22 protein-coding genes and 2 pseudogenes are annotated in these 26,334 nt (G+C 46.8%); 17 read left to right on the forward strand and 7 right to left on the reverse strand.

Annotated elements, in window-relative coordinates:
- Positions 1–300 precede the first annotated feature (300 nt).
- Positions 301–2,259: pseudogene (locus NNX04_RS21385) on the forward strand (efflux RND transporter permease subunit); the annotation flags it as partial.
- Positions 2,260–2,298: 39 nt separating this feature from the next.
- Here NNX04_RS21385 and NNX04_RS21390 read toward each other — a convergent pair.
- The 4 genes and pseudogenes from NNX04_RS21390 to ytfE (NNX04_RS21405) all read right to left on the reverse strand — a co-directional run.
- Positions 2,299–2,577, reverse strand: a pseudogene (locus tag NNX04_RS21390) (NADP-specific glutamate dehydrogenase); the annotation flags it as partial.
- 115 nt (positions 2,578–2,692) lie between these two features.
- Positions 2,693–3,139: an azurin gene (gene azu / locus NNX04_RS21395; RefSeq protein WP_261948482.1), complete on the reverse strand. Its 447-nt coding sequence runs from the start codon at positions 3,137–3,139 to the stop codon at positions 2,693–2,695.
- Positions 3,140–3,272: 133 nt separating this feature from the next.
- Positions 3,273–5,603 (reverse strand): nitric-oxide reductase large subunit, encoded by a 2,331-nt coding sequence (locus NNX04_RS21400; protein WP_261948483.1) that lies wholly within the window; start codon positions 5,601–5,603, stop codon positions 3,273–3,275.
- Complete coding sequence (ytfE, locus tag NNX04_RS21405; protein ID WP_261948484.1) at positions 5,596–6,276, reverse strand: iron-sulfur cluster repair protein YtfE; 681 nt, start codon at positions 6,274–6,276, stop codon at positions 5,596–5,598. Before ytfE (NNX04_RS21405) ends, NNX04_RS21400 begins: the two co-directional genes overlap by 8 nt.
- Positions 6,277–6,456: 180 nt before the next feature.
- On the opposite strand from ytfE (NNX04_RS21405), the gene NNX04_RS21410 reads away from it, so the two are divergent.
- Genes NNX04_RS21410 through NNX04_RS21420 form a run of 3 tightly spaced genes read left to right on the forward strand, consistent with a single transcriptional unit; the run spans position 6,457 to position 8,569 of the window.
- The gene (locus tag NNX04_RS21410; protein ID WP_261948485.1) at positions 6,457–6,942 is read left to right on the forward strand and encodes a YbaN family protein; all 486 of its coding nucleotides are present in this window, start codon (positions 6,457–6,459) and stop codon (positions 6,940–6,942) included.
- On the forward strand, positions 6,935–8,119 hold the full coding sequence (locus tag NNX04_RS21415) for an NnrS family protein (RefSeq protein WP_261948486.1): 1,185 nt from the start codon (positions 6,935–6,937) through the stop codon (positions 8,117–8,119). Before NNX04_RS21410 ends, NNX04_RS21415 begins: the two co-directional genes overlap by 8 nt.
- Before the next feature lie 12 nt (positions 8,120–8,131).
- Positions 8,132–8,569 carry an Rrf2 family transcriptional regulator gene (locus NNX04_RS21420; RefSeq protein WP_261948487.1) on the forward strand — a complete coding sequence of 146 codons (438 nt, stop codon included), beginning with the start codon at positions 8,132–8,134 and terminating at the stop codon, positions 8,567–8,569.
- 7 nt (positions 8,570–8,576) lie between these two features.
- Here the strand turns inward: NNX04_RS21420 and NNX04_RS21425 are convergent, their stop codons facing one another.
- Positions 8,577–10,448, reverse strand: a complete 1,872-nt coding sequence (locus tag NNX04_RS21425; protein WP_261948488.1) for a histidine kinase — start codon at positions 10,446–10,448, stop codon at positions 8,577–8,579.
- A gap of 144 nt (positions 10,449–10,592) precedes the next feature.
- Between NNX04_RS21425 and NNX04_RS21430 the strand changes: the two genes are divergently transcribed.
- The 8 genes from NNX04_RS21430 to NNX04_RS21465 all read left to right on the forward strand — a co-directional run bounded on the left by NNX04_RS21430 (position 10,593) and on the right by NNX04_RS21465 (position 20,033).
- The gene (locus tag NNX04_RS21430; protein ID WP_007645524.1) at positions 10,593–11,081 is read left to right on the forward strand and encodes a CBS domain-containing protein; all 489 of its coding nucleotides are present in this window, start codon (positions 10,593–10,595) and stop codon (positions 11,079–11,081) included.
- Positions 11,082–11,417: 336 nt separating this feature from the next.
- Entirely contained in the window at positions 11,418–15,140 is a 3,723-nt protein-coding gene (locus NNX04_RS21435) for a nitrate reductase subunit alpha (RefSeq protein ID WP_261948489.1), read from the forward strand.
- Between the two features lie 90 nt (positions 15,141–15,230).
- Positions 15,231–16,766 (forward strand): nitrate reductase subunit beta, encoded by a 1,536-nt coding sequence (narH, locus tag NNX04_RS21440; RefSeq protein ID WP_007645526.1) that lies wholly within the window; start codon positions 15,231–15,233, stop codon positions 16,764–16,766.
- Between the two features lie 5 nt (positions 16,767–16,771).
- Complete coding sequence (narJ, locus tag NNX04_RS21445; RefSeq protein ID WP_007645528.1) at positions 16,772–17,509, forward strand: nitrate reductase molybdenum cofactor assembly chaperone; 738 nt, start codon at positions 16,772–16,774, stop codon at positions 17,507–17,509.
- Positions 17,510–17,520: 11 nt separating this feature from the next.
- Positions 17,521–18,210, forward strand: coding sequence for a respiratory nitrate reductase subunit gamma (gene narI / locus NNX04_RS21450; protein ID WP_261948490.1), 690 nt, complete (start codon positions 17,521–17,523; stop codon positions 18,208–18,210).
- Between the two features lie 34 nt (positions 18,211–18,244).
- A complete protein-coding gene (locus tag NNX04_RS21455; protein ID WP_261948491.1) occupies positions 18,245–19,012 on the forward strand; it encodes a peptidylprolyl isomerase in 768 nt (255 codons plus the stop codon).
- 27 nt (positions 19,013–19,039) lie between these two features.
- The gene (gene ytfE, locus NNX04_RS21460) at positions 19,040–19,762 is read left to right on the forward strand and encodes an iron-sulfur cluster repair protein YtfE (RefSeq protein ID WP_261948492.1); all 723 of its coding nucleotides are present in this window, start codon (positions 19,040–19,042) and stop codon (positions 19,760–19,762) included.
- A gap of 1 nt (position 19,763) precedes the next feature.
- On the forward strand, positions 19,764–20,033 hold the full coding sequence (locus NNX04_RS21465; RefSeq protein ID WP_007645537.1) for a hypothetical protein: 270 nt from the start codon (positions 19,764–19,766) through the stop codon (positions 20,031–20,033).
- Positions 20,034–20,047: 14 nt separating this feature from the next.
- Here the strand turns inward: NNX04_RS21465 and NNX04_RS21470 are convergent, their stop codons facing one another.
- Positions 20,048–20,431, reverse strand: coding sequence for a hypothetical protein (locus NNX04_RS21470; RefSeq protein WP_261948493.1), 384 nt, complete (start codon positions 20,429–20,431; stop codon positions 20,048–20,050).
- A 222-nt stretch (positions 20,432–20,653) separates the two neighbouring features.
- Here NNX04_RS21470 and nrdG point away from each other — a divergent pair, with 222 nt between their 5' ends.
- Positions 20,654–21,121 carry an anaerobic ribonucleoside-triphosphate reductase activating protein gene (nrdG, locus tag NNX04_RS21475; protein WP_261948494.1) on the forward strand — a complete coding sequence of 156 codons (468 nt, stop codon included), beginning with the start codon at positions 20,654–20,656 and terminating at the stop codon, positions 21,119–21,121.
- Between the two features lie 36 nt (positions 21,122–21,157).
- Complete coding sequence (gene nrdD / locus NNX04_RS21480) at positions 21,158–23,011, forward strand: anaerobic ribonucleoside-triphosphate reductase (protein ID WP_261948495.1); 1,854 nt, start codon at positions 21,158–21,160, stop codon at positions 23,009–23,011.
- 102 nt (positions 23,012–23,113) lie between these two features.
- On the opposite strand, the gene ubiT is transcribed toward nrdD, so the two are convergent.
- Positions 23,114–23,626, reverse strand: a complete 513-nt coding sequence (gene ubiT / locus NNX04_RS21485; RefSeq protein WP_261948496.1) for a ubiquinone anaerobic biosynthesis accessory factor UbiT — start codon at positions 23,624–23,626, stop codon at positions 23,114–23,116.
- Positions 23,627–23,710: 84 nt separating this feature from the next.
- Between ubiT and ubiU the strand changes: the two genes are divergently transcribed.
- The 3 genes from ubiU to mobA are packed head-to-tail and all read left to right on the forward strand — an operon-like array spanning position 23,711 to position 26,298.
- Complete coding sequence (ubiU, locus tag NNX04_RS21490) at positions 23,711–24,718, forward strand: ubiquinone anaerobic biosynthesis protein UbiU (protein ID WP_261948497.1); 1,008 nt, start codon at positions 23,711–23,713, stop codon at positions 24,716–24,718.
- Between the two features lie 17 nt (positions 24,719–24,735).
- Entirely contained in the window at positions 24,736–25,629 is an 894-nt protein-coding gene (locus NNX04_RS21495) for a U32 family peptidase (RefSeq protein ID WP_261948498.1), read from the forward strand.
- On the forward strand, positions 25,630–26,298 hold the full coding sequence (gene mobA / locus NNX04_RS21500; protein WP_261948499.1) for a molybdenum cofactor guanylyltransferase MobA: 669 nt from the start codon (positions 25,630–25,632) through the stop codon (positions 26,296–26,298). It begins immediately after the preceding gene.
- Positions 26,299–26,334: the final 36 nt, after the last annotated feature.

A 26,334-nucleotide genomic window follows, 5' to 3' on the forward strand; every position in this document is an offset into this window, starting at 1 on the left:
CCCACCAGTATTGAACGATTAACGGCCAAACGATCCAATATATACCAACTATTAAAAATGTCTAACGGCTATTTATTAGACATTTTTAGTTATCAATCTCCCAAATTTAGTTGCAGTTTGCGGAGTATTTTAGTTAAACAAACGGGCACGCGGTTGTCATACCCCCCCTAATTTTTACAATTTAACATAATAATGATTATGCGCAGCCATAGATGGAGCATGGTGTTCTTTGTTTTTGCAAGCAAAGTCTGGCACTATTTAAGTTATTGATTAATAAGAAAAAATAACCTTGAGTGTCATAACGCCAACATCATGTCGCTCGGCGGTATTGTGATTGCCATAGGCGCCATGGTGGATGCCGCCATCGTTATGATTGAAAACGCGCACAAACATATCGAGCGTTGGCAGCAACAACATCCCGGGCAAGAACTTGCTGGGGAACAACGCTGGCAAGAATTAACCAAAGCCGCCGCCGAAGTCGGGCCTGCGCTGTTTTTCTCGCTACTCATCGTCACACTCTCCTTTGTTCCAGTGTTTACCTTGGAGGCACAGGAGGGGCGACTCTTTGGACCATTGGCCTTTACCAAAACCTATGCGATGGCCGCAGCGGCTGGTCTGTCGGTGACGCTGATTCCGGTGCTGATGGGTTACTGGATTCGCGGCCGGATTCCGCAGGAGCACCAAAATCCCATCAATCGCTGGCTAATCCAGGGCTATCGTCCACTGTTGACCGGAGTTTTGCGTCACCCGAAAACGACGCTGGGTTTTGCGCTGGGGGTATTACTGAGCACCGCTTGGCCAGTGATCCAGTTAGGCAGTGAATTCCTGCCGCCGCTGGACGAAGGGGATCTGCTGTACATGCCCAGTGCCCTGCCTGGGTTAAGTGCCCAACAGGCCAGCCGCTTACTGCAACAAACGGATCGGCTGATTAAAACCATACCGGAAGTGGAACGGGTATTTGGCAAGGCTGGTCGCAGCAATAGCGCCACCGATCCCGCACCGCTGGAAATGTTTGAAACCACTATCCAGTTCAAGCCGCGCGACCAGTGGCGGGAGGGAATGACGCCGGAAAAACTCATGGCGGAGTTGGATACGAGAGTCAAAATACCCGGGCTCGCCAATATCTGGATTCCGCCCATCCGCAACCGTATTGATATGCTGGCCACCGGGATCAAAAGCCCCATCGGTGTCAAGATCGCAGGCCAGAACCTGGCCGATATTGACCAGGTCGCGCAACAGGTAGCGCAAGTTGCCAAAGCCATCCCAGGTATCTCCTCGGCAGTTGCCGAACGCGTGAGTGGCGGGCGTTACCTGGATATCCAGTTCGACCGCGCTGCACTCGCGCGCTATGGTTTGAGCATTATCCAGGCACAATCAGTGGTGAGTAGCCTGATTGGCGGCGACAATATTGGTGAAGTGGTTGATGGACGCGCGCGTTTCCCAATCAACCTGCGTTATCCGCGCGATTGGCGTGACAGTATTGGCAAGCTGCAAAACCTGCCCATCATCACTCCACTGGGCAGCCAAATCACACTGGGTACAATTGCCACCATCAAGGTCACCGATGGTCTCAGCATGCTCAAAAGCGAAAATGCCCGCCCCACCAGCGTGGTTTACATTGATGTGCGCGACCGCGACTTGGGTTCAACGGTGAAAGATCTGCAACAAACTATCAACCAACAAGTAACCTTGTTACCGGGCACCAGTATCAGCTACGCGGGTCAGTTTGAATTTATGGAACGTGCCAATGCCCGTCTGCAGTGGATAGTTCCAGCAACCCTCGCCATTGTGCTGCTGTTGTTATTCCTCACTTTTTCCCGCCTGGATGAAGCCTTGCTAATCATGGGCACCCTGCCCTGTGCGCTAACGGGTGGCATCTGGCTGTTATACCTGATGGACTACCCTTTTTCGGTAGCCGCGGCGGTCGGGTTTATTGCCTTGGCTGGGGTGTCCGCTGAGTTCGGGGTGATTATGCTGCTCTATCTGAAACAGGCTTGGCAGCGGCGAATTGAAGCAGGCACGACAACCCAACAGGATTTACTCGATGCCATTCAGGAAGGTGCTGTGTTGCGCATTCGCCCCAAAATGATGACGGTGACAGTGATTGTTGCGGGGCTAATGCCGATTTTTCTAGGTAGTGGTACCGGCTCGGAAATCATGAGCCGTATTGCGGCACCGATGGTGGGCGGCATGATAACGGCGCCATTATTGTCGTTATTTTTATTGCCGGTGGTTTATCAAATGTTGAGAAAACGCTGAATGTATTAATCAGCGTAAATATAAAATTTTTTATTTCTTTTGATGAGGGCTAGCGCGCCCTCGTTTGACCACACGAAATCCGCGATTGATTTGCACTTCCCCACGATCATCCATCCAGAGAACCCTAAAAATTATCTGGCGCTCCGGCTCACAGATCCGTTCGATAATTTTCTGGTCAGCATATTCAGGATGTTTGCGCAGCACCGGGCCGAGAGTTTCAATAACCTCCTTTACTGCCTGATGAAATTCGTTCTCTCCTTGATTATGCCTCACCACATGATCAATTATTTTTTCCAGACTTTGCTCTATTTTTTTCATGAACGACTCCACCAGGTTATGTACGACGGATAATGTTTAACGTCAAACTGCTCTTTAAAACCGGTTTATATTTACTTCAGTGACAAAAAATGGAGCAGTATATTTTCCATAACAGCTACTTCAACGTGACGGTACCTTTCATCAGAGCAATATGCCCCGGGAACGAGCAAAAGAAAGTGTAAGCTTTGTCAGTTTTTAATTTATCCACTTTAAAGGTAACCGACGTTTTTTCCCCGCCGCCAATAATGTCGGTGAAGGCAACTACACGTTCATCTTCAGGTTTGACGTATTGATTATTTAAACCAGCCGCTATTCCATCATTCGCAACAGCACGCGCATCCTCAGTAGTGGTGATTACAATATTATGACCCATTACGTTTTTGGCAATTTTTCCGGAATGCGTAAGGTTAACCGTAAACTCTTTGCACGATTTATCTATCACAATTTCACTTTTGTCGAACTTCATTGCATCGTTACTATCGACGGTAACATTACAATCATCTGCCAGCGCTTGCATTGCAAAGGCAGAAAACATAACGGGTATCAGGTATTTTATGTTCATAATTAAATTTCCACATGGATTGAAAAATGTCTTTGAGAACCCTGCTAATGGGTTCTCAAAAAACGTTTATTACTACGTTGGTTTCGAAAACACTTTTACGACTAACCAGAGCGAAATTCATCCGCAGCTTGTTTTACGGGTGACTACTGCCCCCACAACTGCCACAACAAACCTTTTCTTCAGGGGTAGCATCGGTTAATGGATTAATTACATTGACACCAGTCGGCGTATTGCGTTCATACAAGCCCTTCACAATCTGCCAAGTTACCGCTAAAGCACCCACGATAAATACAACATCACCAAACGTGCGAACCCAGCGCAAGGTCACTAGCAAATCGGATTGCATAAACGATTCACTACGTGCGTACCACAGCCCCTCCGATGCGCTCGCGACAAACTGAATAATCCCAACCGGTAACAAACTGGTGAACAGCATTAGCGCCAAACCTATGTTCATCCACCAAAACGCCACCTTCATCAATTTATCGCTAAACACTAATTGCGGGCGAATATAGCGAAGAATTAATAATGAGAAACCCAGCGCCAGGAATCCATACACGCCGAACAACGCCGCATGGGCATGTGTCGGTGTAGTATTTAAACCTTGCACGTAGTAAAGCGCGATTGGCGGGTTAATCATGAAGCCAAGCACACCTGCACCGAGCATGTTCCAAAACGCAACCGCGACAAAGAAGGTCAATGGCCATTTTATTTGTTGCATCCAGAGCGCGCGATTTTTCAAACGCCAGTTTTCCCACGCTTCGTAACCCAACACTACAAGCGGCACGACTTCGAGCGCACTGAAGGTTGCACCCACGGCCATCACCGGTGTGGTGGTGCCAGAAAAATACAGGTGATGGAAAGTGCCCGGCACGCCGCCCAGCATGAAGAGGGATGCTGATGCAAGTGTGGCCGCCGTTGCCATGGGCCGCGATACTAACCCCATACTGCAGAAGATAAATGCGAGTGCAGCGGTTGCAAAAACTTCAAAAAAACCTTCAACCCAAAGATGCACAACCCACCAGCGCCAATACTCCATTACAGAGAGATGTGTGCGTTCACCGTAGAACAAACCGGCACCGTAAAATAATCCGATGGCGACAACAGAAGCGGTTAGCAAGGCTAATAAATTTTTATCTCCAGGTTGCCTTAACGCCGATGTAATACCGCGCATCATCAAAAATAACCAGAGTAAAATTCCAACAAACTTTCCTATTTGCCACACCCTACCCAAGTCAACGTACTCATAACCTTGGTGACCAAACCAGAAACTTAGATTGGTCGGTATGATGTGTGCGATGGCAAGGAAATTACCGATAAACGAACCAACTACCACCGCAATCAAAGCCCAGAAGAGAATATCCACCCCTAGCTTTTGATACTTAGGATCTTTGCCGCCGTTAATAATTGGCGCAAGGAATAATCCAGCCGCGAGAAAACCAGTGGCAATCCAAAACATGGCTGACTGAATGTGCCAGGTACGTACCAACGAATACGGAAACCAATCAGACACATTAATGCCATAAAACGTTTGACCTTCCACGGTGTAATGCGCGGTGAACCCACCCAGGAAAACTTGAAAGGTAAACAGTGCGACTACTACAAATAAATATTTTCCCAATGCGCGTTGCGATGGTGTGACAGCAAAAGTTGTAATCGGGTCAACGTCAGGCGCAACTGTCTCTTCCTCATTTTCTTTGCGCAGAAAAGCCCACGCCCATACGAGTGCACCTACGCCTAAAATTAACAGCACCACGCTGGTAATTGACCAAACAATATTTTCCGCTGTGGGTTTGTTGTCGATCAGCGGTTCATGGGGCCAATTATTGGTATAAGTGGCTTCGCCAGACGTGCGCTCGGTAGATGCTGCCCATGCGGTCCAAAAGAAAAACTCTGCCATGCGTTCGCGTCGCTCCGGATCTGGCAGCGTGTTTTCTTTCATCGCATAATTTTCACGCGTTTTTTGCAACTCTGGGGCAGCACTGAATAACCGCTGATAATAGTCTGTGGTTAGCGCAATTGCCTGTGCGCGTCGGGCTGAAACCAATACGCTGTCTGTATCTGCACTATAGGTATTCGTGCGATAAGCAACTTTTAAATCGTATTGCAGCGCATTTTGTTGCGCGCCATCCAAGTCTGCATAGGCTTTACCAAAAGTATCTTGTGCAGCTAATTCCAGCCAGTTCAGTAATTCGCGATGCAACCAATCAGCCGTCCAGTCCGGTGCCTGATAAGCACCGTGCCCCCAGATCGAACCCAATTGCATGCCGCCAACAGATTGCCACGCGGTTTGCCCATCCAGAATGGAATCGTGAGTCATCAATACCTCACCACCTTCACTAACAACCTGTGCTGGGATCGGTGGTGCGTTGCGATAGACCTCGGTACCAAAATATCCGAGCAGTGAAAAGGTAATGGCGAGCACACCAATTAAGATAAACCACAGTTTGCGATACTCACCCATGATTCACCTCCAAGGCACCATCAATACGATCAAATAAAATATTATTTTCAAGATGAATATGATCCATCAGATCCGCCTTTAAAGTTTCTAACCCCAGGTAGAGTGCGCGCCAGGTATTACATGCCCCCTTGGGTATAACAATACCGTGTGTGATATGAGCAATATCCGCGAGTGCGGCACCATGATCGTCGTGTTCGCGGCGCATCATCGCGATGGGTTGGACAGCCATGCCGGTAATGCCACGGCTAATCATCGGAAACAGAATTTGCTCCTCTTTCTGCATATGGCTTTCCAGCTCTTGCAGCATGGTTTCGAGAAGTTGCGCCAACCCTGCAGGGCACTCGGTATGCCCGCCATGAACTAGCTCTACCCGCTGAGCAAGACGAATCAGTTCTGGAAGTTGTTGGCGATGAACATCGTGATAACGCGTGAGTATGTGCTCGATCAATTCAATGTCCGGTACATTTACCCACTCTTGCTCCGCTGGTTGCAGTGATTGCAGCACCTGTAACTCAGCGGCAAGCATATCCAAATTCAGCTCGCGGTCATTTGCTGCATCGCGCAGGCTTTTCTTTCCACCACAACAAAAATCCAACTGATGCTTGTGAAATATCGCGGTAGCTCCCGGAACACTCCGGGCAAGTTGGCCAAGGCTTTGATCGAGAATACTCATTATTTCGCTCTCCGGCTGCAATAAAACGACGGTAATTAAAGGGAACCCGGCAACTCTGCCAAATAACCTCGTTAAGATGCATTGTAAATGCATCTTATAAAGATGTAAAATGAATACATGTTTAAAGGTAAAGATTTTATTACCGTCCACTTCGCGCTATAGATGAAAGAGGAACTGAGAATGCCTGCCCACTCCACACTGTCGCAGCCTGTAAAAGCCGGTTACCTCACGCTTGCATGCTTATTGTTGCTGATCGGTGTGGTTGGCATAGTGACTCCACTACTGCCAACTACTCCGTTTCTATTATTGTCAGCATGGTCTGCTGCAAAGGGCTCACCGCGCTTACACCAATGGTTAACAACTCACCCAGGGTTAAGTAAGCCGTTGCGCGCATGGCAACATGAGCGGGCAATTCCCTCCTCTGCTAAACGGTTGGCAATATTGATGCTTGCTTCCAGTTGGCTGTTATTAATATTTTGGGGAGTTCACTGGGCGATTATCAGTGTCACCCTGTGTTTATTTTGCGCGATCGGAGTTTTTATTTTTACGCGTCCCTCGCCACAAGATGAAGATTGCATAACTCCCGACAACATTATCATGTACAAAGGATGCAAGGTTTACAGCGATATTCGCGCCTATGCCGATCCAGAGGTTTTTCATGAGTAATTTTTTTCAATCACAATCGATTCTTGCACATCCTTTCCGCCCATTCTTTTTGCTCACGGGTGTTTATGGAGTTATTACTGTTATTGCCTGGATGAGCTTTTTGTTTGGCGGACTTTCACTGCCATTGGGATGGTCGCCGGTACACTGGCACAGCCATGAAATGTTATTTGGTTTGATTCCACTGGCTATCGCCGGTTTTTTGTTGACGGCAGTATGCAACTGGACCGGTGCAGCGCCGTTACACGGCAAAGCATTACTCGCGCTGATAATAATCTGGTTCGCAGGCCGCGTTGCCATGTGGACAGCAAGCTGGTGGCCAGTGGGTATAGCAGCGGCGGTTGATTTATTATTTATGCCCGTGATGGCTATCTATATGACCCGCGTATTATTGCGGCATGGAAATAAACGCAATTTACCCATTGCGGCAATTTTGTTATTGCTGAGCCTCGCTAATGTAATGATGCATATCGGATTTATCACGAGTGACCCACTATGGTTACGGCGTGGTGAATTAGTGGCACTGGGTTTAATTACCCTGATGATGATTGTGATTGGTGGCCGAATTATTCCTCTCTTTACGATTAACTGGCTGCGCAATCAAGGCATTCAAATTGAGTGCGTAAAATCATTCGCTGTTCTGGATCGCGCCGCACTCATCGCTACACTGTTGTTAATTCCCGCCGACTTTTTCACCGGCACTTCCTGGTTAACCGGCGTTATGGCCTTAATTGCAGGTGCACTCAATGCCTTGCGTTTGATCGGCTGGTCAGGCTGGCGCACTGCGCGGGAACCGCTGTTGTGGATTCTCCACCTCGGCTATGGCTGGATTGTTGTCGCACTCTTGCTCAAGAGCGCCGCAGCCTTTAATCTCGCCGCCCCTACCGCTTGGCAACATGCACTGGGAGTCGGCGCCATGGGAGCCCTGATTCTGGGAGTAATGACCCGTGTAGCCCTCGGGCACACCGGCCGCACACTCACCCTACCCCGGTTTGCAATAGCGATTTACGTGGCTATTACACTAGCGGCATTGGCTCGTGTATTAGCCGCATTACAACTACTGGATTACCGCATAGGATTGTTAGTGGCCGCTACAGGCTGGTCGCTCGCCTTTGCCACATTTACCTTGATTTATTGGCCAATACTCACCCGCCCACGCGCAGATGGCCGCCCCGGATAAGAAGAGAAATCTATGCACATAACCCGTTATACCGATTATTCACTGCGTGTACTTATGTACGTAGCACTCAAGGGTGAAGAAATTTCTACTATTGGCGAAATTGCAGAGAGCTACGACATTTCCAAAAACCATTTGATGAAAGTGGTTCAAGAACTCAACGCCAAAGGTTATTTGATCGCAGTGCGGGGGAAGAATGGCGGGCTGCGGTTAAATGGTCGCGCTGAAGATATTAATATCGGTGGCCTGGTGCGTGACACTGAACAGGATTTAGCAATAGTAGAGTGTTTCACTGGAGCCCAGGGCTGCACCATCACACCCGCATGCCATCTTAAAAGTGTATTTGCAGCAGCATTGGAAGCTTTTTTTGCAGTGCTCGATCAGTACACTCTGGCCGATCTACTACCAAAACAGAAACAACCTGCATTAATTAAGTTATTGGGTATCAGTTAATTAATGCTTATGCCAAGTCGTTAAATATATCGGAAGTGATGATCCCGCTTTTTTGGCGAATTTTTATAAAATCAGGAATGAATTCAAAGCTCACCAAAACACCACCAGAGGATTGGTTGGACAGCATCAGCTCGCCTCCCAAATGTTTAGCGCGCTCTTTCATGATGGCCAACCCATAGTGATTAATTTTTTCCGGCGAACCCGGAAGGCCACTACCATCATCTGCGATGGTTAAACTGATCGCTTGATCTGCATTTTGCCAAAGGCGGATATCCAAATTTTTTCCTCCACTGTGATTAATCGCATTTTGGCTAGCCTCTCGAATAATTTGCAGCAAATGAATCTCCTCGTTGGGCGTGAGGGGAATATTATTTAAGGCAAAATCAAGATGAATATTCATCGAATTCTGCGCACGTAACTGTTCTATACTGGATTCAAGCGCAACCTTTAAACCGCTGCCGTCAATTTTCAAACGGAACGTGGTTAATAATTCACGCAATTGACGATAGGCATTATTTAACCCTTCGCGCAGCTCACCTGCTACATCCTCCATAGTGATTTTATCTTCGCGATCAATGGCTTTATTGAGGCGAGTTACCTGGATTTTTAAGTAGGATAACGCTTGCGCAAGGGAATCATGCAATTCGCGCGCAATAGCATTGCGCTCTTGTAAAACCGCCAAACGACGCGATTGATCTTCATCGGTTTTTAAGCTCATACCAATCGCTAATTGATCGGTCGCTGATTGAATCAGCTGTTCCTGCCAAGGCGAGAGTAACTTTTGCTCATCCACACGACAAACAATCAACCCATAATGCCGGTCATTACGGGTTAATTGAAAACGATAAATAGCAGTTCCATCTGTTTTTTCTACGACCCCCCGACTGGATAAGCATTTCGAACAGTTCTGCTTTTTGCACAGCTCTGCATTAATTTCACTCGCCGGTTTTATTTGCAGATAAGGGCTATTGCCCTCAGTGGTCATTAAACATAATTCGAGGTTGGACACACCGATGGTTTTCCCTAAACGGGAAATAATTTCATCGTAATTAATACCCTGTGGGTTGTGTTCAATAATGAACTTGGCGGTTTCATATAAAAACTGCAGTGCACTATTAGACTGCTGCAATGCTTTGGTTTTTTCGTCTACTTGTTGTTCCAGATGATCATAACTATTAGCGATAGAGCGGCTCATGAGATTAAACGTGCTTGCAAGAACGCCTAATTCATCATTGCTTACAATAGGTATTTGATGACTGAAATCGCCTTGGGAAATTCGTTTAGCCATGGCGGTCAATTGATTGAGCGGCTGCTCTACTTTGACTCTCAATGAGTACATTACCACCGCCGATACTAACAACGTAGCAAACAGCGCAATTATCTGCACCAAACGAAAACCGCGCACCTTTTGTTCTGCATCCTGCTGAATAGTTTGTACCAGCGCATCCAATAATTGGATATGCTCATCCAACAAAACGTGTAAATTTTGAATGGTCAAAGCATTTTGATTTTGCTTGACCATGTTAAATGCTGGCAATAATTGGTCGCGCCAATTATCGGCCGCGCGGGTATATAACTCACTGATCTCTGGCTTCTTGTGCAAAAAAGGGATAAATACCGGGTTACTCCAAGTTTCATCAATTTTCTGCTGTGCACTGATCCATTGCGCCCCATCAGGAGTCTCATCTATTGCCAGCAAGCCCATGCGATAACTCTGCATACGCAAGGAGCCGGCGATATTAATAGCCAGAGAATCGTTTTCAGCACGCTCGGACAACCAATAGGAAATCAACATCGTGCTCATGCCTAATACAACAATTCCGGCAAGTGCCACGCTAATACGAACAATGATGGAGGATTTAGATGTAAGTGATTTCATAAGAGAGTTTTATTCAAAAAAAATATACCCACTTGTGAGTATTTATTTGCCCCCTACTAACCCATTAGGGAGAATTGTAAAAAAGGTTTTTTTAGCCGATAAGCTTTATTACCTAGTGCCAATTAAACAACAAGAGGCTTAATTATGAATACTACCAACACTAGCGGCTATTACGCCAAAGATATTATGAGCGACACATTATTAACCGCTTATGAGGGCTGGACAATCAGCCGTTTGGCAGACTTTTTTATTAATCGAAAAATTTCAGCCGCCCCGGTTATAGCGTCAGACCACGAATTAGTGGGCGTGGTCAGCGTAAGCGATGTATTCAAATTCAACAATCTCAACGAAGGGGATAAGAGTACTGCGTTGCGCAATCACTACCGGGATAGTTGTGGTCAGGATATCAATGAAGAAGTTCTACGCTCATGGGTAAAAGATGCTGATAAAAATTGTACCGTTCATCAAATTATGAATCATGAAGTCATTGCGATTGACCAAGGCGAATCAATAAAATCCGTAACAAAGATTCTTCTTGAACAACATATTCACCGCGTCTTTGTTACCGATAACAATAAAGTAGTCGGGGTAATTACGGCTATGGACGTGCTTGCCGTGCTAAATCAAGACTAATTTTTTCTTTTTTTGCAACAGTTTTTCGAGGCCGCCACCCGCACTCGGGAGCGGCCTTTTTCTTGGAGTACCTATTCTGTACTAAGGTTGATTTTCTCACCGCAGATGACCAGCCAATAAAAACAATAAAACCAATAAATTCAGCAACTTAGCAAACAAAATCAAATACTCATTTAGAGGTAGATCGACCACGTTCAAGCAATTTTCCCCGACTGGCAGGTGGCGGTTGAATGGCGCAGTATTCCAACATCAACCGTGAACCGAGCGCGCGCCATTAGCATAACGTCGTTGTATAGGTAATGGAGTAACGCGCACACTTTTAGGAGCTGCCATAGAATGAGTCATCTACTCGACAAATTACGTTTTTTTAAAAAACGTCAAGAACCCTTCGCTGATGGGCATGGCGTTACCACCGATGAGGATCGCTCCTGGGAGCAGGGTTATCGCCAACGCTGGCAGCACGATAAAATTGTGCGCTCAACTCACGGCGTAAATTGCACCGGCTCTTGCAGTTGGAAAATTTACGTGAAAGACAGCTTAATCACCTGGGAAACCCAGCAGACAGATTACCCGCGCACTCGCCCCGATTTACCTAATCATGAACCGCGCGGCTGCCCACGGGGCGCAAGTTACTCCTGGTATATTTACAGCGCGAACCGTTTGAAATATCCCAAAGTACGTCAGGCATTAATTGAGTTGTGGCGCGAAGCTCGGCAAGAATATTGCGACCCTGTACAAGCTTGGGCTTCCATTGTTGAAGATGAAACGCGTGCAAAAAAATATAAATCTCGACGCGGCTTGGGTGGATTTGTACGCGCGCACTGGGGCGAGGTTAATGAAATTATTGCCGCCTCCAACATCTACACAGCCAAAACTTATGGCCCCGACCGCATCAACGGTTTCTCCCCTATTCCCGCCATGTCGATGGTGTCCTACGCTGCCGGTTCACGTTATCTATCGTTGATTGGTGGTAACTGTTTAAGTTTTTACGATTGGTATTGCGATTTACCTCCGTCATCACCTCAAGTCTGGGGCGAGCAAACAGACGTACCCGAATCCGCCGATTGGTATAACTCCAATTACATTATTGTGTGGGGTTCTAATGTTCCCCAAACGCGCACGCCAGATGCTCACTTCTTATCAGAAGTTCGCTACAAGGGCACCAAAACCTGTGTCATTACTTCCGATTACTCCGAAGCGTCTAAATTTGGTGATACCTGGTTATCGCCGAAACAAGGGACAGATGCTGCACTAGGTATGGCTTTTGGCCATGTTATTTTAAAAGAATTTCACATCGACAACCCAAGTACTTATTTTACTAACTACGTAAAACAATATACCGATATGCCCATGCTGGTGTTGTTGGAACGGCAGGGTGAGCATTTAACACAGGGGCGGTTTTTGCGCGCTGCCGATTTAATTGACAATCTTGGCCAGGAAAATAATCCAGATTGGAAAACTATCGCGATCAATTCACAAACCCAGGAATTAATCAGTCCCAATGGTTCTATTGGTTATCGCTGGGGCCAAAGTGGCAAATGGAACCTTGAACAGCGCGACGGAAAAACCGGGACCGATGCAGATGTACTCTTATCGCTAAAAAATGATTGCGATGAAGTTTTGGATGTTGCTTTTCCCTATTTTGGGGGCAACGAACACGAATACAATTATTTCCATCACACGGACCACAGTGATATTCAACTGCATAAAGTACCTGCACGCAAAGTCGTACTGGCCAACGGGGAAACCGCTTGGGTGAGCAGCGTATTCGATTTAATGGTGGCCCACTACGGCGTCGATAACGGTCTGGACGATGTAAATGTCGCTAAATCATTTGATGATGACGCGCCCTACACTCCTGCATGGCAAGAAAAAATTACCGGTGTGCCGCGCGCCGATGTCATTCGTGTTGCACGCGAGTTTGCGCGCACCGCTGACAAAACCCACGGTCGTTCAATGGTGATTGTTGGTGCAGCACTCAATCACTGGTACAACATGGATATGAATTACCGCAGCCTGATTAACATGCTGATGATGTGCGGCTGTGTAGGTCAAAGTGGCGGCGGTTGGGCTCACTATGTCGGGCAAGAAAAATTGCGCCCGCAAAATGGTTGGCTGCCCCTTGCCTTCGGATTGGATTGGCAGCGCCCTGCCCGTCAAATGAATGGCACTTCATTTTTCTATAACCATGCCAGTCAATGGCGCTACGAAAAACTCGACATGAGTGAAGTAGTTTCACCACTCGCCAATAAAGAAAAATGGAGCGGTAGCATAATTGATTTTAATGCCCGCGCTGAGCGTATGGGTTGGCTGCCCTCTGCGCCACAGCTCGGCACCAATCCCTTACACATTGTTGCCGCTGCAAAAGCGGCCGGTAAAGCACCCAAAGAATATGTTGTCGAACAATTAAAAACGGGCGCAATTGAATTCGCTTGCCAAGACCCGGATGCACCGCAAAATTTTCCGCGCAACTTATTTATCTGGCGCTCGAATTTATTGGGCTCCAGTGGCAAAGGACACGAATATATGCTGCACCATTTACTGGGCACCAAACACGGTTTGCTCGGTAAAGATTTGGGTGCTGACGGAAAAAAACCGGAAGATGTGAAATGGCATCAAGAGGGCGCAGTCGGCAAAGTGGATTTGTTAGTAACGCTCGATTTCAGAATGTCCACTACCTGCTTGTATTCCGACATAGTTTTGCCTACCGCCACCTGGTATGAAAAAGACGACATGAACACCTCGGATATGCACCCGTTTATCCATCCGCTCACCAAAGCCATTGATCCGGTATGGGAGTCGCGCAGTGACTGGGATATTTTTAAAGGGATCGCCAAAAAGTTCTCAGAATTATGCAATGGACACTTAGGCGTAGAACAAGATTTTGTTACTCAACCGATGATGCACGACTCACCCGATGAACTCGCACAACCTTACGGCGTTAAAGCTTGGTGGAAAGGTGAATGCGAAGCCATTCCTGGCCTGACCATGCCCAATATGGTGGTGGTGGAGCGTGATTACCCCAACACCTATAAACGTTTCACCTCACTCGGACCACTGCTGGAGTCACTCGGCAACGGCGGCAAAGGCATTAAATGGGACACCAAAGAGGAAGTGGAATTTCTCGGTAAATTAAATCGCACCCACACCGAAGCAGGTGCACACCAAGGCAGACCCAAAATTGAAACGGCGATTGATGCCTGCGAAGTTATTTTATCACTCGCACCGGAAACAAACGGCCACGTAGCGGTGAAGGCTTGGGATGCCCTGTCAAAAATTACTGGTCGCGACCATACCCATTTAGCCAAACCAAAAGAAGATGAAAAAATTCGCTTTCACGATATTGTTGCCCAGCCGCGCAAAATTATTTCAGCGCCTACCTGGTCAGGCCTGGAAGATGAACACGTCTCTTACAACGCGGGCTACACCAATGTTCACGAGTTAATTCCATGGCGCACCATCACTGGCCGCCAGCAGTTTTATCAGGACCATGAATGGATGCGCGATTTTGGCGAGCAGTTGTGCTGTTACAAACCGCCGGTCAATTTAAAAACGATTGACCCAGTGATGAACCGTACACCAAACGGCAACAAAGAAATTATTTTGAACTGGATTACTCCGCATCAAAAATGGGGCATTCACAGTACCTATAGCGACAATTTGTTAATGCTGACGCTATCGCGCGGCGGCCCGATTGTGTGGATGAGCGAAATCGATGCAAAAGCGGCAGGCATTGAGGACAACGATTGGATCGATATTTTTAACGTGAATGGCGCAATTTCTGCGCGCGCCGTAGTGTCGCAACGTGTGCCGCAAGGCATGGGTATGATGTACCACGCTCAGGAACGCATTATTAATATGCCTGGATCGTCGCTCACAAAAACCCGCGGTGGCATGCACAACTCAGTAACACGCGCGATTATGAAACCTACACACATGATTGGTGGTTACGCGCAACAGGCTTACGGCTTTAATTATTACGGTACCGTCGGCTGCAACCGCGATGAGTTTGTAGTGGTGAGAAAAATGAAAGAAGTGGATTGGTTAGATACACCTTAACCCCACCCTAACCCTCCCCTCCTACAAAAGGGGTAGGCCCTGGGGGGATTCTTCCACAAAAAATTTCTCGAATTTACAGAGGCAAAAAAAATGAAAGTTCGTGCCCAGATCGGCATGGTGTTGAACCTGGATAAATGTATCGGTTGCCACACCTGTTCTATTACTTGCAAAAATGTTTGGACATCACGCGAAGGTGTTGAATACGCCTGGTTTAACAATGTAGAAACCAAACCCGGTATCGGCTTCCCCAAAGAGTGGGAAAATCAGGATAAATGGAAAGGCGGCTGGCAGCGTAGTGCGGATGGAAAATTAACGCCGCGCATCGGTGGCAAATTACGGGTACTTGCCAATATTTTCGCCAACCCGGACCTGCCGGAAATTGATGATTATTACGAACCCTTTGACTTTGATTACCAACACTTACACACCGCCGGAAAAAGCGAGCACCAACCTACTGCGCGCCCTCGGTCATTAATTACCGGCCAGCGCATGGAGAAAATTAATTGGGGGCCAAATTGGGAAGAGATACTCGGCACCGAATTTGCCAAACGCAAAAAAGACAAAAATTTTGATGACGTAGTACAAACTGAAATTTACGGTCAATTCGAAAAAACGTTTTTGATGTATTTGCCACGGTTGTGCGAACACTGTTTAAACCCGGCTTGTGTTGCCTCTTGTCCTTCCGGTGCGATTTATAAACGCGAAGAAGACGGCATTGTATTAATCGACCAGGATAAATGTCGCGGCTGGCGCATGTGTGTATCGGGTTGCCCCTACAAAAAAATCTACTACAACTGGAAAAGTGGAAAGTCAGAAAAATGTACGTTTTGTTATCCGCGCATTGAAGCGGGTCAACCCACCGTTTGCTCGGAAACCTGTGTGGGCCGTATTCGCTATTTAGGTGTACTACTGTATGACGCTGATCGTATAGCAGAGGCCGCCAGCGTCGCGAGCGAAAAAGATTTATATCAGGCACAGCTGGATATTTTCCTGGACCCCAATGACCCTGGCGTTATTGCGGCGGCGCAAGCCGAAGGGATTCCACAAGCCTGGATCGATGCTGCGCAGCGTTCACCGGTCTATAAAATGGCGGTGGATTGGCAAGTCGCACTGCCTTTGCATCCTGAATATCGCACTTTGCCAATGGTTTGGTATATCCCGCCACTATCACCCATTCAAAACGCCGCGCAAGCCGGGCATGTGGGCATGAACGGCGAAATCCCCGATTTGAAATCCTTGCGTATTCCCCTGCGCTATCTCGCTAACTTATTAACAGCGGGCGATGAAAAACCAGTTGAACATGCCCTGGAACGGATGATTGCCATGCGCGCTTATATGCGCAGCAAACATGTGGACGGTGTGCAGGATTTGGAGGTGCTTAAACAGGTTGGACTGGATGTAGTAACGGTAGAGGAAATGTATCGCTATATGGCGATCGCCAATTACGAAGACCGTTTTGTAGTACCCACCAGTCACCGCGCCTATGCCGAAAATGCCTACGATTTGAAAAACAGTTGCGGTTTTAGTTTTGGTAATGGCTGTGGCGATGGCAACAATGATGTGAGCCTATTCGGCACTAAAGCCAAAGGGGTTCGCCAAGTCATTCCCGTTTCGATTCAGGAGTAAGGCCCATGAAATTATTAACCGTTTTATCACTCCTGATGGATTACCCGGAAGACAACTCCGACGAGCTGATAGCAGTATTGCGTATAGGTATGCAGTTAATAGAAACACCTTCGCAACACAAACAACAAATAAACACATTTTTAGATGAATTTTTAAAATACTACGCACACACGTCGCTTCTGGATTTGCAATCGACTTATGACAGTTTGTTCGAGCGAGGACGCGCACTTTCACTGCATTTGTTTGAACATATCCATGGCGAATCACGCGATAGAGGTCAGGCCATGGTGAATCTGCAACAGCAATACCGGGATGCCGGTTTGGATATAGGAGTAAAAGAATTACCCGACTATTTACCGCTGTACCTGGAGTTTTTATCGACCCAGGGTGAAGAAAATGCACGTATCGGGCTTGAGGAAGTTGCCCCAATTTTGGCAGTACTGGCATGTCGCTTGGAAAAACGCAATAACCCCTATGCCGGATTATTTCACTGTTTGCTTTTGCTCTCGGGTGCGGAGGTGAATCTCGACGAATTACATGCGCAATTAGAGCAAGAAAAACGCGATGACACTCCCGAAGCTTTGGATAAAGTTTGGGAAGAAGAAGTGGTGAATTTCGGTGCAGAAAAAAATTCCGAAAGCTGCAGCAGTTCAACCATGCGCCCGACACCACAACAAAGCCGTGATCATGTTGAATTTCTCAATGTCGATGAACTAGTTAATCTACAAGCCAGTGCGCGGTAATAGGAGCAGTTATGAATTACTTGAATACTTTTTTATTTGGCCTCTACCCCTATATTGCACTTTTTATTTGTTTTATCGCGAGTTGGATTCGCTACGATCGGGAGCAGTACACCTGGAAGGCCAGCTCCAGCCAGCTACTAGAAACTAAGCAATTAAAAACCGGTAGCCGTTTATTTCATGTGGGCATCATAGTCGTTTTATTGGGTCATTTTGTCGGCCTATTAACCCCCGTTGAACTCTGGCATCTAGTCGGCATTCACGCTCATCACAAACAAATTATTGCAATGACGCTGGGTGGAATTTTTGGTGTTATTTGTTTCATTGGATTAACAATTTTATTGCGTCGCCGTTTATTTAATACTCGTATTCGAGCCACCAGCAGTAACATGGATATTGCGGTACTGCTACTACTCTATGCGCAGCTAATATTAGGCCTAGGATCAATTTTTATTTCTGCGCAGCATACCGATGGCGAAGAGATGTTGTTGTTAATGAGCTGGGCACAAAACATTGCCACTTTTGATCCAGCGCAAGCGGCAAGTGCAATTTTATCCGTACACTGGATTTTCAAACTTCACATATTTTTGGGCATGAGCTTATTTGTGGTATTTCCCTTCAGCCGTCTGGTTCATGTAGCAAGCGTACCGGTTAAATATATCGGCCGGAATTATCAAGTAGTGCGCAAGAAAGCATGGCGTTAATGCACAGCGTTTTTTACCGGTGTTGGAGAAAATTATGATTCAGGTTAATCACACTACAATTAATGAACAGGCTGTACTGGCCGAAATGCAATACCACCCGGCAGATTCACAGCGTGAAGCGATGATTAAAGCCGCCGAAGCGTTAATTATTAGCGAGCTGTTACGCCAACGCGCGGAACAACTGGAGTTGCAAGTAGGAGACAACAACGCAGAAGCCTCAGATGAAGATTTTATAGAGGCCTTACTTGCTCAAGAAGTGCAATTACCGACTGCCGACGAGCAGGCGTGCCAACAATACTTCCGCGCCAATGCCCAGCGTTTTATGAGTTCACCACTACTCGAATTGCAACATATTTTAATTGCTGCAGCACCAGACGATGAACCCGCGCGTATTACCGCAAAACAAGATGCTGAAGCCTTGTTGATAAAATTGCAATTGGGACAGGATTTTTCCCAGCTTGCACAAGAACATTCCGCCTGCCCCTCTAAACAAGAAGGCGGAGACCTGGGTGTTATCAGCCGCGGCCAAACCGTGCCTGAATTTGAACGGCAATTATTGCTCTTGCCAGTCGGTTTACATCATCAACCACTTGAAAGTCGCTACGGCTTTCATATTGTTAAAGTCAATCGCATCACCCCAGGCCAAGCACTGCAATTTGATGATGTAAAAACCAAGATCGCACAGTTTTTACAGGAGCGAGTTCGCCACAAAGCCATAGCACAATACATTCAGCAATTGATTAACGATGCAAAAATAGAGGGTTATGATTTTTCGGTACCAACATCAACGCTAATGCAATAAACCGTTTTAGCTTGCGAGGGTTACACCATGAGTTTAGAAACAGCACACGACTTGCTCAACAGAAGTCTGGGGCAACTAGCACGAAAAATTCCCGGCGCTACCGCTATTTTTCATCACCATGGATTAGATTTTTGCTGTGGTGGCAATAAAAGCCTGCTTCGTGCAGCGGAAGAGAAAAATCTGGACAGTGAAACTATTGCAAATGCGCTATTAGCAATTGCCAATAAAGGCGAAACACCTGCAACAGAAACAATGCCCTTGGCCGAGTTAATTGATTACATTCTGGAAAATTTTCATCAAGTACACCGCACTGAATTGCCTGAACTGTTGCGCTTGGCCAATAAAGTGGAACGTGTACATGCGGACAAACCCGACTGCCCCCATGGCTTGAGTGAGCATTTGCTACTGATGGCACAAGAATTAGAGCAGCACATGCAAAAGGAAGAAAATATTCTTTTTCCCATGATCAAACGCGGCACCGGCTCAATGGTGCTTGGCCCTATTAGTGTGATGCGCCACGAACACGACGACCACGGCGCGGCGCTGCGCGAATTGGAGCGGCTCACCAATAATATGCACCCCCCCATAGGGGCCTGCAATACCTGGCGCGCACTCTATTTAGGTTTGCAGAAATTGCACAATGATTTAATGGAACACATCCATTTGGAAAACAATTTGCTGTTTGTTAAACAGGAGAAGCAATTTAGTAAGTCGCAGCACAATTCAACTTGCTGCGGCAGCTGTAGTTGATATGAAAAAACCGGACACCACCAGCGCAATGCTCGACTTGGTGCAGCAGATACGTGCACATATCCCCTTTGATGAACTGGATGATGCACGTGTCTGCTCCGGTGCCTGTATTGGCTGTGCAAAAAATTTGCTGGAATATTTAGAGCAGGAAATTATTTATTGGGAATCCAGCCTTGCGCGCGGCGAAACACCCAGCCTGGGTGACATTAATAAACTGGCGCGCAGTGCCAAAAAAATTTACAAAGTGTTGCAGTTAAATAATCTAGTTTAACTATTTTCGCGTAATTACCCATTTGCCGTGAGCGATAAAATTCCACCTTGCTTATCAAATACCAAATACTGCTGAATCATACCGGTGTTGATGCCTGCAATCATGGCATCAAGTGGTTTATTGGCATCGGTGCTACTTGGCGCCTGCGCACCTGTTCCGGCGAGGCTGGCCGCAAATATTAGCGACCAATCCTGACCGGTTTTCGTCGCTTCAACGACTAGCTCAGTGAAGCTGGTAATTTCATCCGGCGTTTTATCCACACACATTTTCGGCGTAAGAAAACCGCCCGCCTTGGCATCGCCACCGGCCACCTCATCAATATCCACAAACACCAGCAATAAACGTTGCGCATCTGTTTGCGCGCGTGCTGCTGTTAAAAAATCATCAAAGTGTTCCATTGCTTAACCTCATTTTATTGCCCAATAGCACAATTTACGCATTACACGTTCGCGATGAAATACCCACTAAGGCTTAGCCACCCTCTTGCCACCCCCCCCTACCCCCTTGTGGGTAGCCCTGCGCAAAGCTTGATATAGATCAAATATCGAAGCCCATTCACACACTAGCCTTGCACCACATATAGATACAAAAGAAAAAATAAGTACTAGATATGGTGTTTTATGAAATTTATGCGCTTTGTGAATGAACAAGTTGTATGGCAGGAAGTACCTGGTGAAACCTCACTCGCCTACACCATTACTGGCTGCCCGCTGCGCTGCAAAGGCTGCCATAGCAGCGAGTATCGCAATCCCAAAGTGGGTGAACCACTCTATGGTGATTATTTCCAGAGCCGTTTGGACGCTTATCGCGGCCTGATTAGCTGTGTTGTCTTTTTTGGCGGCGAATGGATACCGGGTTTATTGCAGCCTCTGCTTGAACAAGCGCGGCGCGCCAACTTAAACACCTGTCTATACAGCGGTTTTGATCTGATACCCGATTGCTTGTTACCGCATTTGACCTATGTGAAAACCGGGGCTTGGGTTGCAGCGCGCGGCGGTTTAGACAATCCCAACACCAATCAGCGCTTTATCGATTTGCGCACAAACGAATTACTGAATTACAAGTTCCACACTAGCGCCAATTGTTAATCACACACTAGTCATTATTCATAACGAGGAGTTTTTATGCTGCGTCTGAACCCTGCCCAACTCAATGAAAAATTAGATTTTATTCAGCATTATTTGGCGGCAGAAAATGCAGCCGACGGTTCCACTATGGACGCCAATGCCAATGTGACGCAAAAAAATATTGCGACATTGGAGGCGGAATTAATGAAAGATTTTTTTGTACAAGTCAACCGCGAACAGGTGCGCCGAAAGATTGCGGAATTATTTGGTGATACTATGGCAGCAGAATATATCCGCCAGATTGAACAGCATGAAATTTATGTGCACGATGAAACCAGCCTAAAGCCCTACTGTGCATCACTCACCATGTATCCATTTTTGTTAGATGGATTAACTAAGCTGGGCGGTGAATCGCGCGCACCACAACACCTGGAATCCTTTTGCGGCACGTTTGTGAATTTTGTATTTGCCGTAAGCTCACAATTTGCCGGTGCCATAGCCACCGTCGAATTTCTCACCTACTTTGATTATTTCGCCCGCAGAGACTATGGTGACAACTACCTGAACACCCACACCAAACAAATCGCCAATCATTTACAACATGTGGTTTACGCGCTTAATCAACCAGCAGCAGCGCGCGGCTATCAAAGCGTGTTCTGGAACATTTCTATTTACGACCAACATTATTTTGATTCGATGTTCGGTGAATTTGTATTTCCGGATTTCACCAAGCCGGAATGGACTAGCGTTGCACAACTGCAAGATTTTTTCCTGCATTGGTTTAATGCCGAGCGCAGCAAAACCTTGTTGACCTTTCCGGTAGTGACAGTGGCGATGCTCACCGAAAATGGTCAATGTAAAGATCACTCCTTTGCCGCGTCTATTGGCTCACATCTGGCTCAAGGTAGCGCGTTTTTCATGTATCTTTCCGACAATGCCGATTCGCTCGCCTCCTGCTGTCGCCTGCGCAACGAAATTAGCGACCACACATTTTCTTACACACTGGGAGCTGGTGGAGTTGCAACTGGTTCGATCAATGTGATCACAATTAATATGAATCGCCTGGTACAGGATAAACGCGACTTACTCACCGAAGTGAAAAAAATTCACTGTTACCAAGTCGCCTATCGTCAATTAATGGAAGGCTATTTAGCCGCTGGCATGCTCAATGTGTATTCCGCCGGTTTTATCAGCCTGGATAAACAATTTCTCACAATCGGCATTAACGGCATGGTAGAGGCGGCCGAGTCGCAAGGCATTCGTGCCAGCAATAATCCACAATATATTGAATTTGTGCAAAATCATTTAAAAGTCATTTACAACGCTAACCGAGCTGCCAAAGAAGAATTTGGCTATCTATTCAATACTGAATTTGTTCCGGCCGAGAACTTGGGGGTTAAAAATGCCAAATGGGACAAAGCCGATGGTTATAAAGTGGAGCGCGATTGCTATAACTCGTATTTTTATGTTGTGGAGGACGATCATACCAACCCACTCGATAAGTTTATTATGCATGGCCGCGAGCTAATTGATTATCTTGACGGTGGTTCCGCGCTCCATTTGAATCTTGATGAAGCATTAAGTGCAGATGCCTACATAAATCTTATCAACATTGCGGCTAAAACTGGCTGTAATTATTTTTGCATCAACGTAAAAATAACTATCTGTAACCAATGCCAGCAGATTGATAAACGCACCTTACATAAATGCCAGGCTTGTGGGTCTGATGATGTGGACTATGGCACCCGGGTGATTGGTTATCTAAAGCGCATTTCCTCATTCAGTGCCGGACGCCGCAAGGAACACAAATTACGTCACTATCATTTAAGAAAAGCGAACACTGCTGCAGATGAAAATAAGAGGACAATCACTAACAAACCGCAATCGGTGCTTGCAGCGGTATGCGTATAAGATTGAAATCCCGAGCAAGTTGATCACCCAACAATAAAATCTCCTCAACCCTTTCTGCACCCGGTACCCCTTAGCCGGTGTGCAGTTTTTTATAGGAATAATCTAGCGATAATGCGCAACATATCCAGCAATTTGTTGTACGGCCGCACCGATACGCGGTGGTAATTGTGTATTTAACTCAATACTGGCCAATAAGTTTTTAATCCCCAAACCCAATTCAGTATCACCATTCATTTCCAGCCGCCGCTGAAAAAACAGCATGTCAGGATCGAGCCTCTGGGTTGCAATCAGCAACAGATCGTAACTGTTTGCACTAAAGCGCAGATCGGGTTCGGCCTGAGCGTCCGCCACAACCAGCTTATGATTGCAGTAGCGAACGCTAAATTGAACACCTATGTCCTTGACACAAATATTCAGTAATTTATTGCAAAAAAAATCCAATTCGCCTGCAGCAATTGCCTCGCGCAAGGCATAGTTAAGGCTGCGCGCCAGTGTCAATTGCTGCAGCCTGTCAGGCACCACGCGCGCAGCCCGACTCATTGCGCCAGGCAAATGTGGAATCACTTTTCGTGCGAGAGCTTCTACCCCTTTGCTTACCCTTTGTTGGTATAACATTTTTGCACCTCATGATCGACAATAGAGCTTTACCCATCATGACAAGCTAACACCAGGCTGGCTATAAACCATTGGAGGTAGGCGATGGAATTGTTATGCCCCGCAGGCAATATCCCTGCACTCAAAGCCGCCATTGAAAATGGTGCCGATGCGGTGTATTTAGGGCTGCGCAACGAAACTAACGCGCGTCACTTTGCCGGTTTGAATCTGGACGCCTTAAAACTGAAAGAAGCCGCACACTATGCGCACCAACACCGATGCAAGGTACATCTGGCGATTAATACCTTTGCGCACCCAGATACCTGGCAGCATTGGACAAGCGCAGTAGATGAAGCAATTGCTTGTGGAGTTGATGCGCTGATTATTGCTGACCTGAGCATTCTGCAATATGCCGCCGAACGCTACCCACAGACAGAACTGCATTTATCGGTACAAGCATCGGCAACTAACGCGGCCGCCATCGATTTTTATGCACAGCAATTTAATGTGCAGCGCGTGGTATTGCCTCGGGTACTGTCTATCGCACAAGTAAAAAATCTGGCGCGCTCATGCACCACGCCCTTAGAAGTGTTTGCGTTTGGCAGTCTGTGCATTATGGCGGAGGGGCGTTGCTATTTAAGTTCTTATTTAACCGGGCAATCACCCAATACATTTGGTGCCTGTTCACCTGCCGAATTTGTGCGCTGGGAAGACCGCAATGGCGTGTTGGAATCCCGTTTAAATAATGTATTAATTGATCGCTTTGGCACTAATGAAACAGCAGGCTACCCAACACTGTGCAAAGGCCGCTTTACACTCGCCGATGAACCCGGCTCAACGCCTTATCATGCATTGGAAGAGCCCACCAGTTTAAACACGATGGAATTATTGCCGGAACTTCTCGCACTGGGTATTCGCTCATTAAAAATTGAAGGGCGCCAACGCAGCGCGGCTTACGTCGCACAAGTTACACGCGCATGGCGCGAAGCCATCGATTGCTGCCGCGCCGACCCTGAAAAATTTTTAGTTAAAAATGAATGGCAAGCTGCACTCACGCAACTGGCTGAAGGCAGCCAAACCACACTGGGTGCTTACGAACGTCAGTGGCGATAAAAACAAAAGGTTTTATTATGAAATTTTCACTCGGACCGATTTTATATTTTTGGGATAAAAATAGCGTGCTGGATTTTTACCGCACTGCCGCCGAATCCTGTGTAGATATTATTTATTTGGGTGAAACCGTATGCCCCAAGCGTCGCGAATTGCGCCTGGAAGATTACATCGACCTTGCACACCAATTGCGTGAAGCGGGCAAAGAAGTGGTGCTCTCCAGCATGACATTGTTGGAATCCCCAGCAGATTTACGCGAGTTAAATCGCTACTGCGACAACGGTGAATTTTTAATTGAAGCAAATGACATAGGCGCCGTGGGTTTACTGAACGAGCGCGGGCTGCCTTTTGTGGCAGGCAATACACTCAATTGTTATAACCAACACAGTTTGCGCTATTTAATGAAAATGGGTATGCAACGCTGGGTAGTTCCCGTTGAATTACCCCTGCGCTGGATAAACAGTATGTTAGAGAGCAGTGAAATAAACGATGTACGCGAATGCTTTACTTCCGAACTGTTTGCCTTTGGGCACTTACCACTGGCTTGGTCGGCGCGCTGTTTTAGCGCACGTGCCGAGGGGAAATCCAAAGACCAATGCGATTTGTGCTGCAAAAAATATCCAGCAGGCCGAGCAGTAACCAGTCAGGAAGGCGAGACATTATTTACATTAAATGGTATTCAAACCCAATCCGGTTATCGACACAACCTCATTAACGATTTACAAGGGCTACAGCATACTATTGATATTATTCGTTTAAGTCCGCAAGAAAATGATACATTTTTGTGGCTGGAACGCTTTCAACAGCAATTACACAATCCAACAACATTTCCTTTACAAAAGCCTGACTGCAATGGCTTTTGGCATGATCAAGCGGGCAAGGAATTAATCATCGCTAGCACGGGAATCCGCTAAATGGAAAAAGGAATCGCCGTAGTATTGGCAGGTGGCCGCTCCAGCAGAATGGGCGGGCAACCTAAGTGCCTTTGCTCCTTGGGCGAGGAACGCATCATCGACTCATTATTATCAAGACTTACCCCGCAAGTAGATGAAATTCTTTTGAATATTGCCCCCGACTCTACACTGGCGGAGAATATTTTTAGACACCCCACACATAGGCCTGCACATATCAGTGTTGTTAAAGACCTATACTCGCCATTCTCAGGTCCACTTGCAGGCATCGCTAGTAGCATGCAATACCTGCGCGTGGCCAATTCAGCGGTGAACTGGTTGCTCAGTGTCGCTTCTGACACACCCTTTATACCCACTGATTTGTATAGTCGATTCTTGCAAGCAACAACGCTACACAATAATCACGTTTACGTCGCAAAACACAATCACCAACAGCAGTATGTTTTTGCACTCTGGAATATCTCACTTCTTCCGCAACTGGACGCAATTTTACGCTCAACTAAAAAATACCGAATGCAAGACATATTGCGTCTACTGCAAGCAGTCACCGTTGATTTTTCTAACAGTGAGGAAAACGCTTTTTTTAACGTTAACACTCCTCAGGATTTAATTGCAGCACATTCAATATCAGCGCAATACAAAGACCCTTCAGACCTACCCCGTTATAGGTAGCGGTTACCCACTCAAACCGCCCCGCACCGATAGCAA

Source organism: Cellvibrio sp. QJXJ, from assembly GCF_024452345.1.
Classification (GTDB): Bacteria; Pseudomonadota; Gammaproteobacteria; order Pseudomonadales; family Cellvibrionaceae; genus Cellvibrio.

Excerpts from the sequence above, each read along its gene's own strand:
- azu (WP_261948482.1), bottom strand. The coding sequence starts at position 3,139 with ATGAACATAAAATACCTGATACCCGTTATGTTTTCTGCCTTTGCAATG.
- NNX04_RS21400 (WP_261948483.1), bottom strand. The coding sequence starts at position 5,603 with ATGGGTGAGTATCGCAAACTGTGGTTTATCTTAATTGGTGTGCTCGCC.
- ytfE (WP_261948484.1), bottom strand. The coding sequence starts at position 6,276 with ATGAGTATTCTCGATCAAAGCCTTGGCCAACTTGCCCGGAGTGTTCCG.
- NNX04_RS21410 (WP_261948485.1), top strand. The coding sequence starts at position 6,457 with ATGCCTGCCCACTCCACACTGTCGCAGCCTGTAAAAGCCGGTTACCTC.
- NNX04_RS21415 (WP_261948486.1), top strand. The coding sequence starts at position 6,935 with ATGAGTAATTTTTTTCAATCACAATCGATTCTTGCACATCCTTTCCGC.
- NNX04_RS21420 (WP_261948487.1), top strand. The coding sequence starts at position 8,132 with ATGCACATAACCCGTTATACCGATTATTCACTGCGTGTACTTATGTAC.
- NNX04_RS21425 (WP_261948488.1), bottom strand. The coding sequence starts at position 10,448 with ATGAAATCACTTACATCTAAATCCTCCATCATTGTTCGTATTAGCGTG.
- NNX04_RS21430 (WP_007645524.1), top strand. The coding sequence starts at position 10,593 with ATGAATACTACCAACACTAGCGGCTATTACGCCAAAGATATTATGAGC.
- NNX04_RS21435 (WP_261948489.1), top strand. The coding sequence starts at position 11,418 with ATGAGTCATCTACTCGACAAATTACGTTTTTTTAAAAAACGTCAAGAA.
- narH (WP_007645526.1), top strand. The coding sequence starts at position 15,231 with ATGAAAGTTCGTGCCCAGATCGGCATGGTGTTGAACCTGGATAAATGT.
- narJ (WP_007645528.1), top strand. The coding sequence starts at position 16,772 with ATGAAATTATTAACCGTTTTATCACTCCTGATGGATTACCCGGAAGAC.
- narI (WP_261948490.1), top strand. The coding sequence starts at position 17,521 with ATGAATTACTTGAATACTTTTTTATTTGGCCTCTACCCCTATATTGCA.
- NNX04_RS21455 (WP_261948491.1), top strand. The coding sequence starts at position 18,245 with ATGATTCAGGTTAATCACACTACAATTAATGAACAGGCTGTACTGGCC.
- ytfE (WP_261948492.1), top strand. The coding sequence starts at position 19,040 with ATGAGTTTAGAAACAGCACACGACTTGCTCAACAGAAGTCTGGGGCAA.
- NNX04_RS21465 (WP_007645537.1), top strand. The coding sequence starts at position 19,764 with ATGAAAAAACCGGACACCACCAGCGCAATGCTCGACTTGGTGCAGCAG.
- NNX04_RS21470 (WP_261948493.1), bottom strand. The coding sequence starts at position 20,431 with ATGGAACACTTTGATGATTTTTTAACAGCAGCACGCGCGCAAACAGAT.
- nrdG (WP_261948494.1), top strand. The coding sequence starts at position 20,654 with ATGAAATTTATGCGCTTTGTGAATGAACAAGTTGTATGGCAGGAAGTA.
- nrdD (WP_261948495.1), top strand. The coding sequence starts at position 21,158 with ATGCTGCGTCTGAACCCTGCCCAACTCAATGAAAAATTAGATTTTATT.
- ubiT (WP_261948496.1), bottom strand. The coding sequence starts at position 23,626 with ATGTTATACCAACAAAGGGTAAGCAAAGGGGTAGAAGCTCTCGCACGA.
- ubiU (WP_261948497.1), top strand. The coding sequence starts at position 23,711 with ATGGAATTGTTATGCCCCGCAGGCAATATCCCTGCACTCAAAGCCGCC.
- NNX04_RS21495 (WP_261948498.1), top strand. The coding sequence starts at position 24,736 with ATGAAATTTTCACTCGGACCGATTTTATATTTTTGGGATAAAAATAGC.
- mobA (WP_261948499.1), top strand. The coding sequence starts at position 25,630 with ATGGAAAAAGGAATCGCCGTAGTATTGGCAGGTGGCCGCTCCAGCAGA.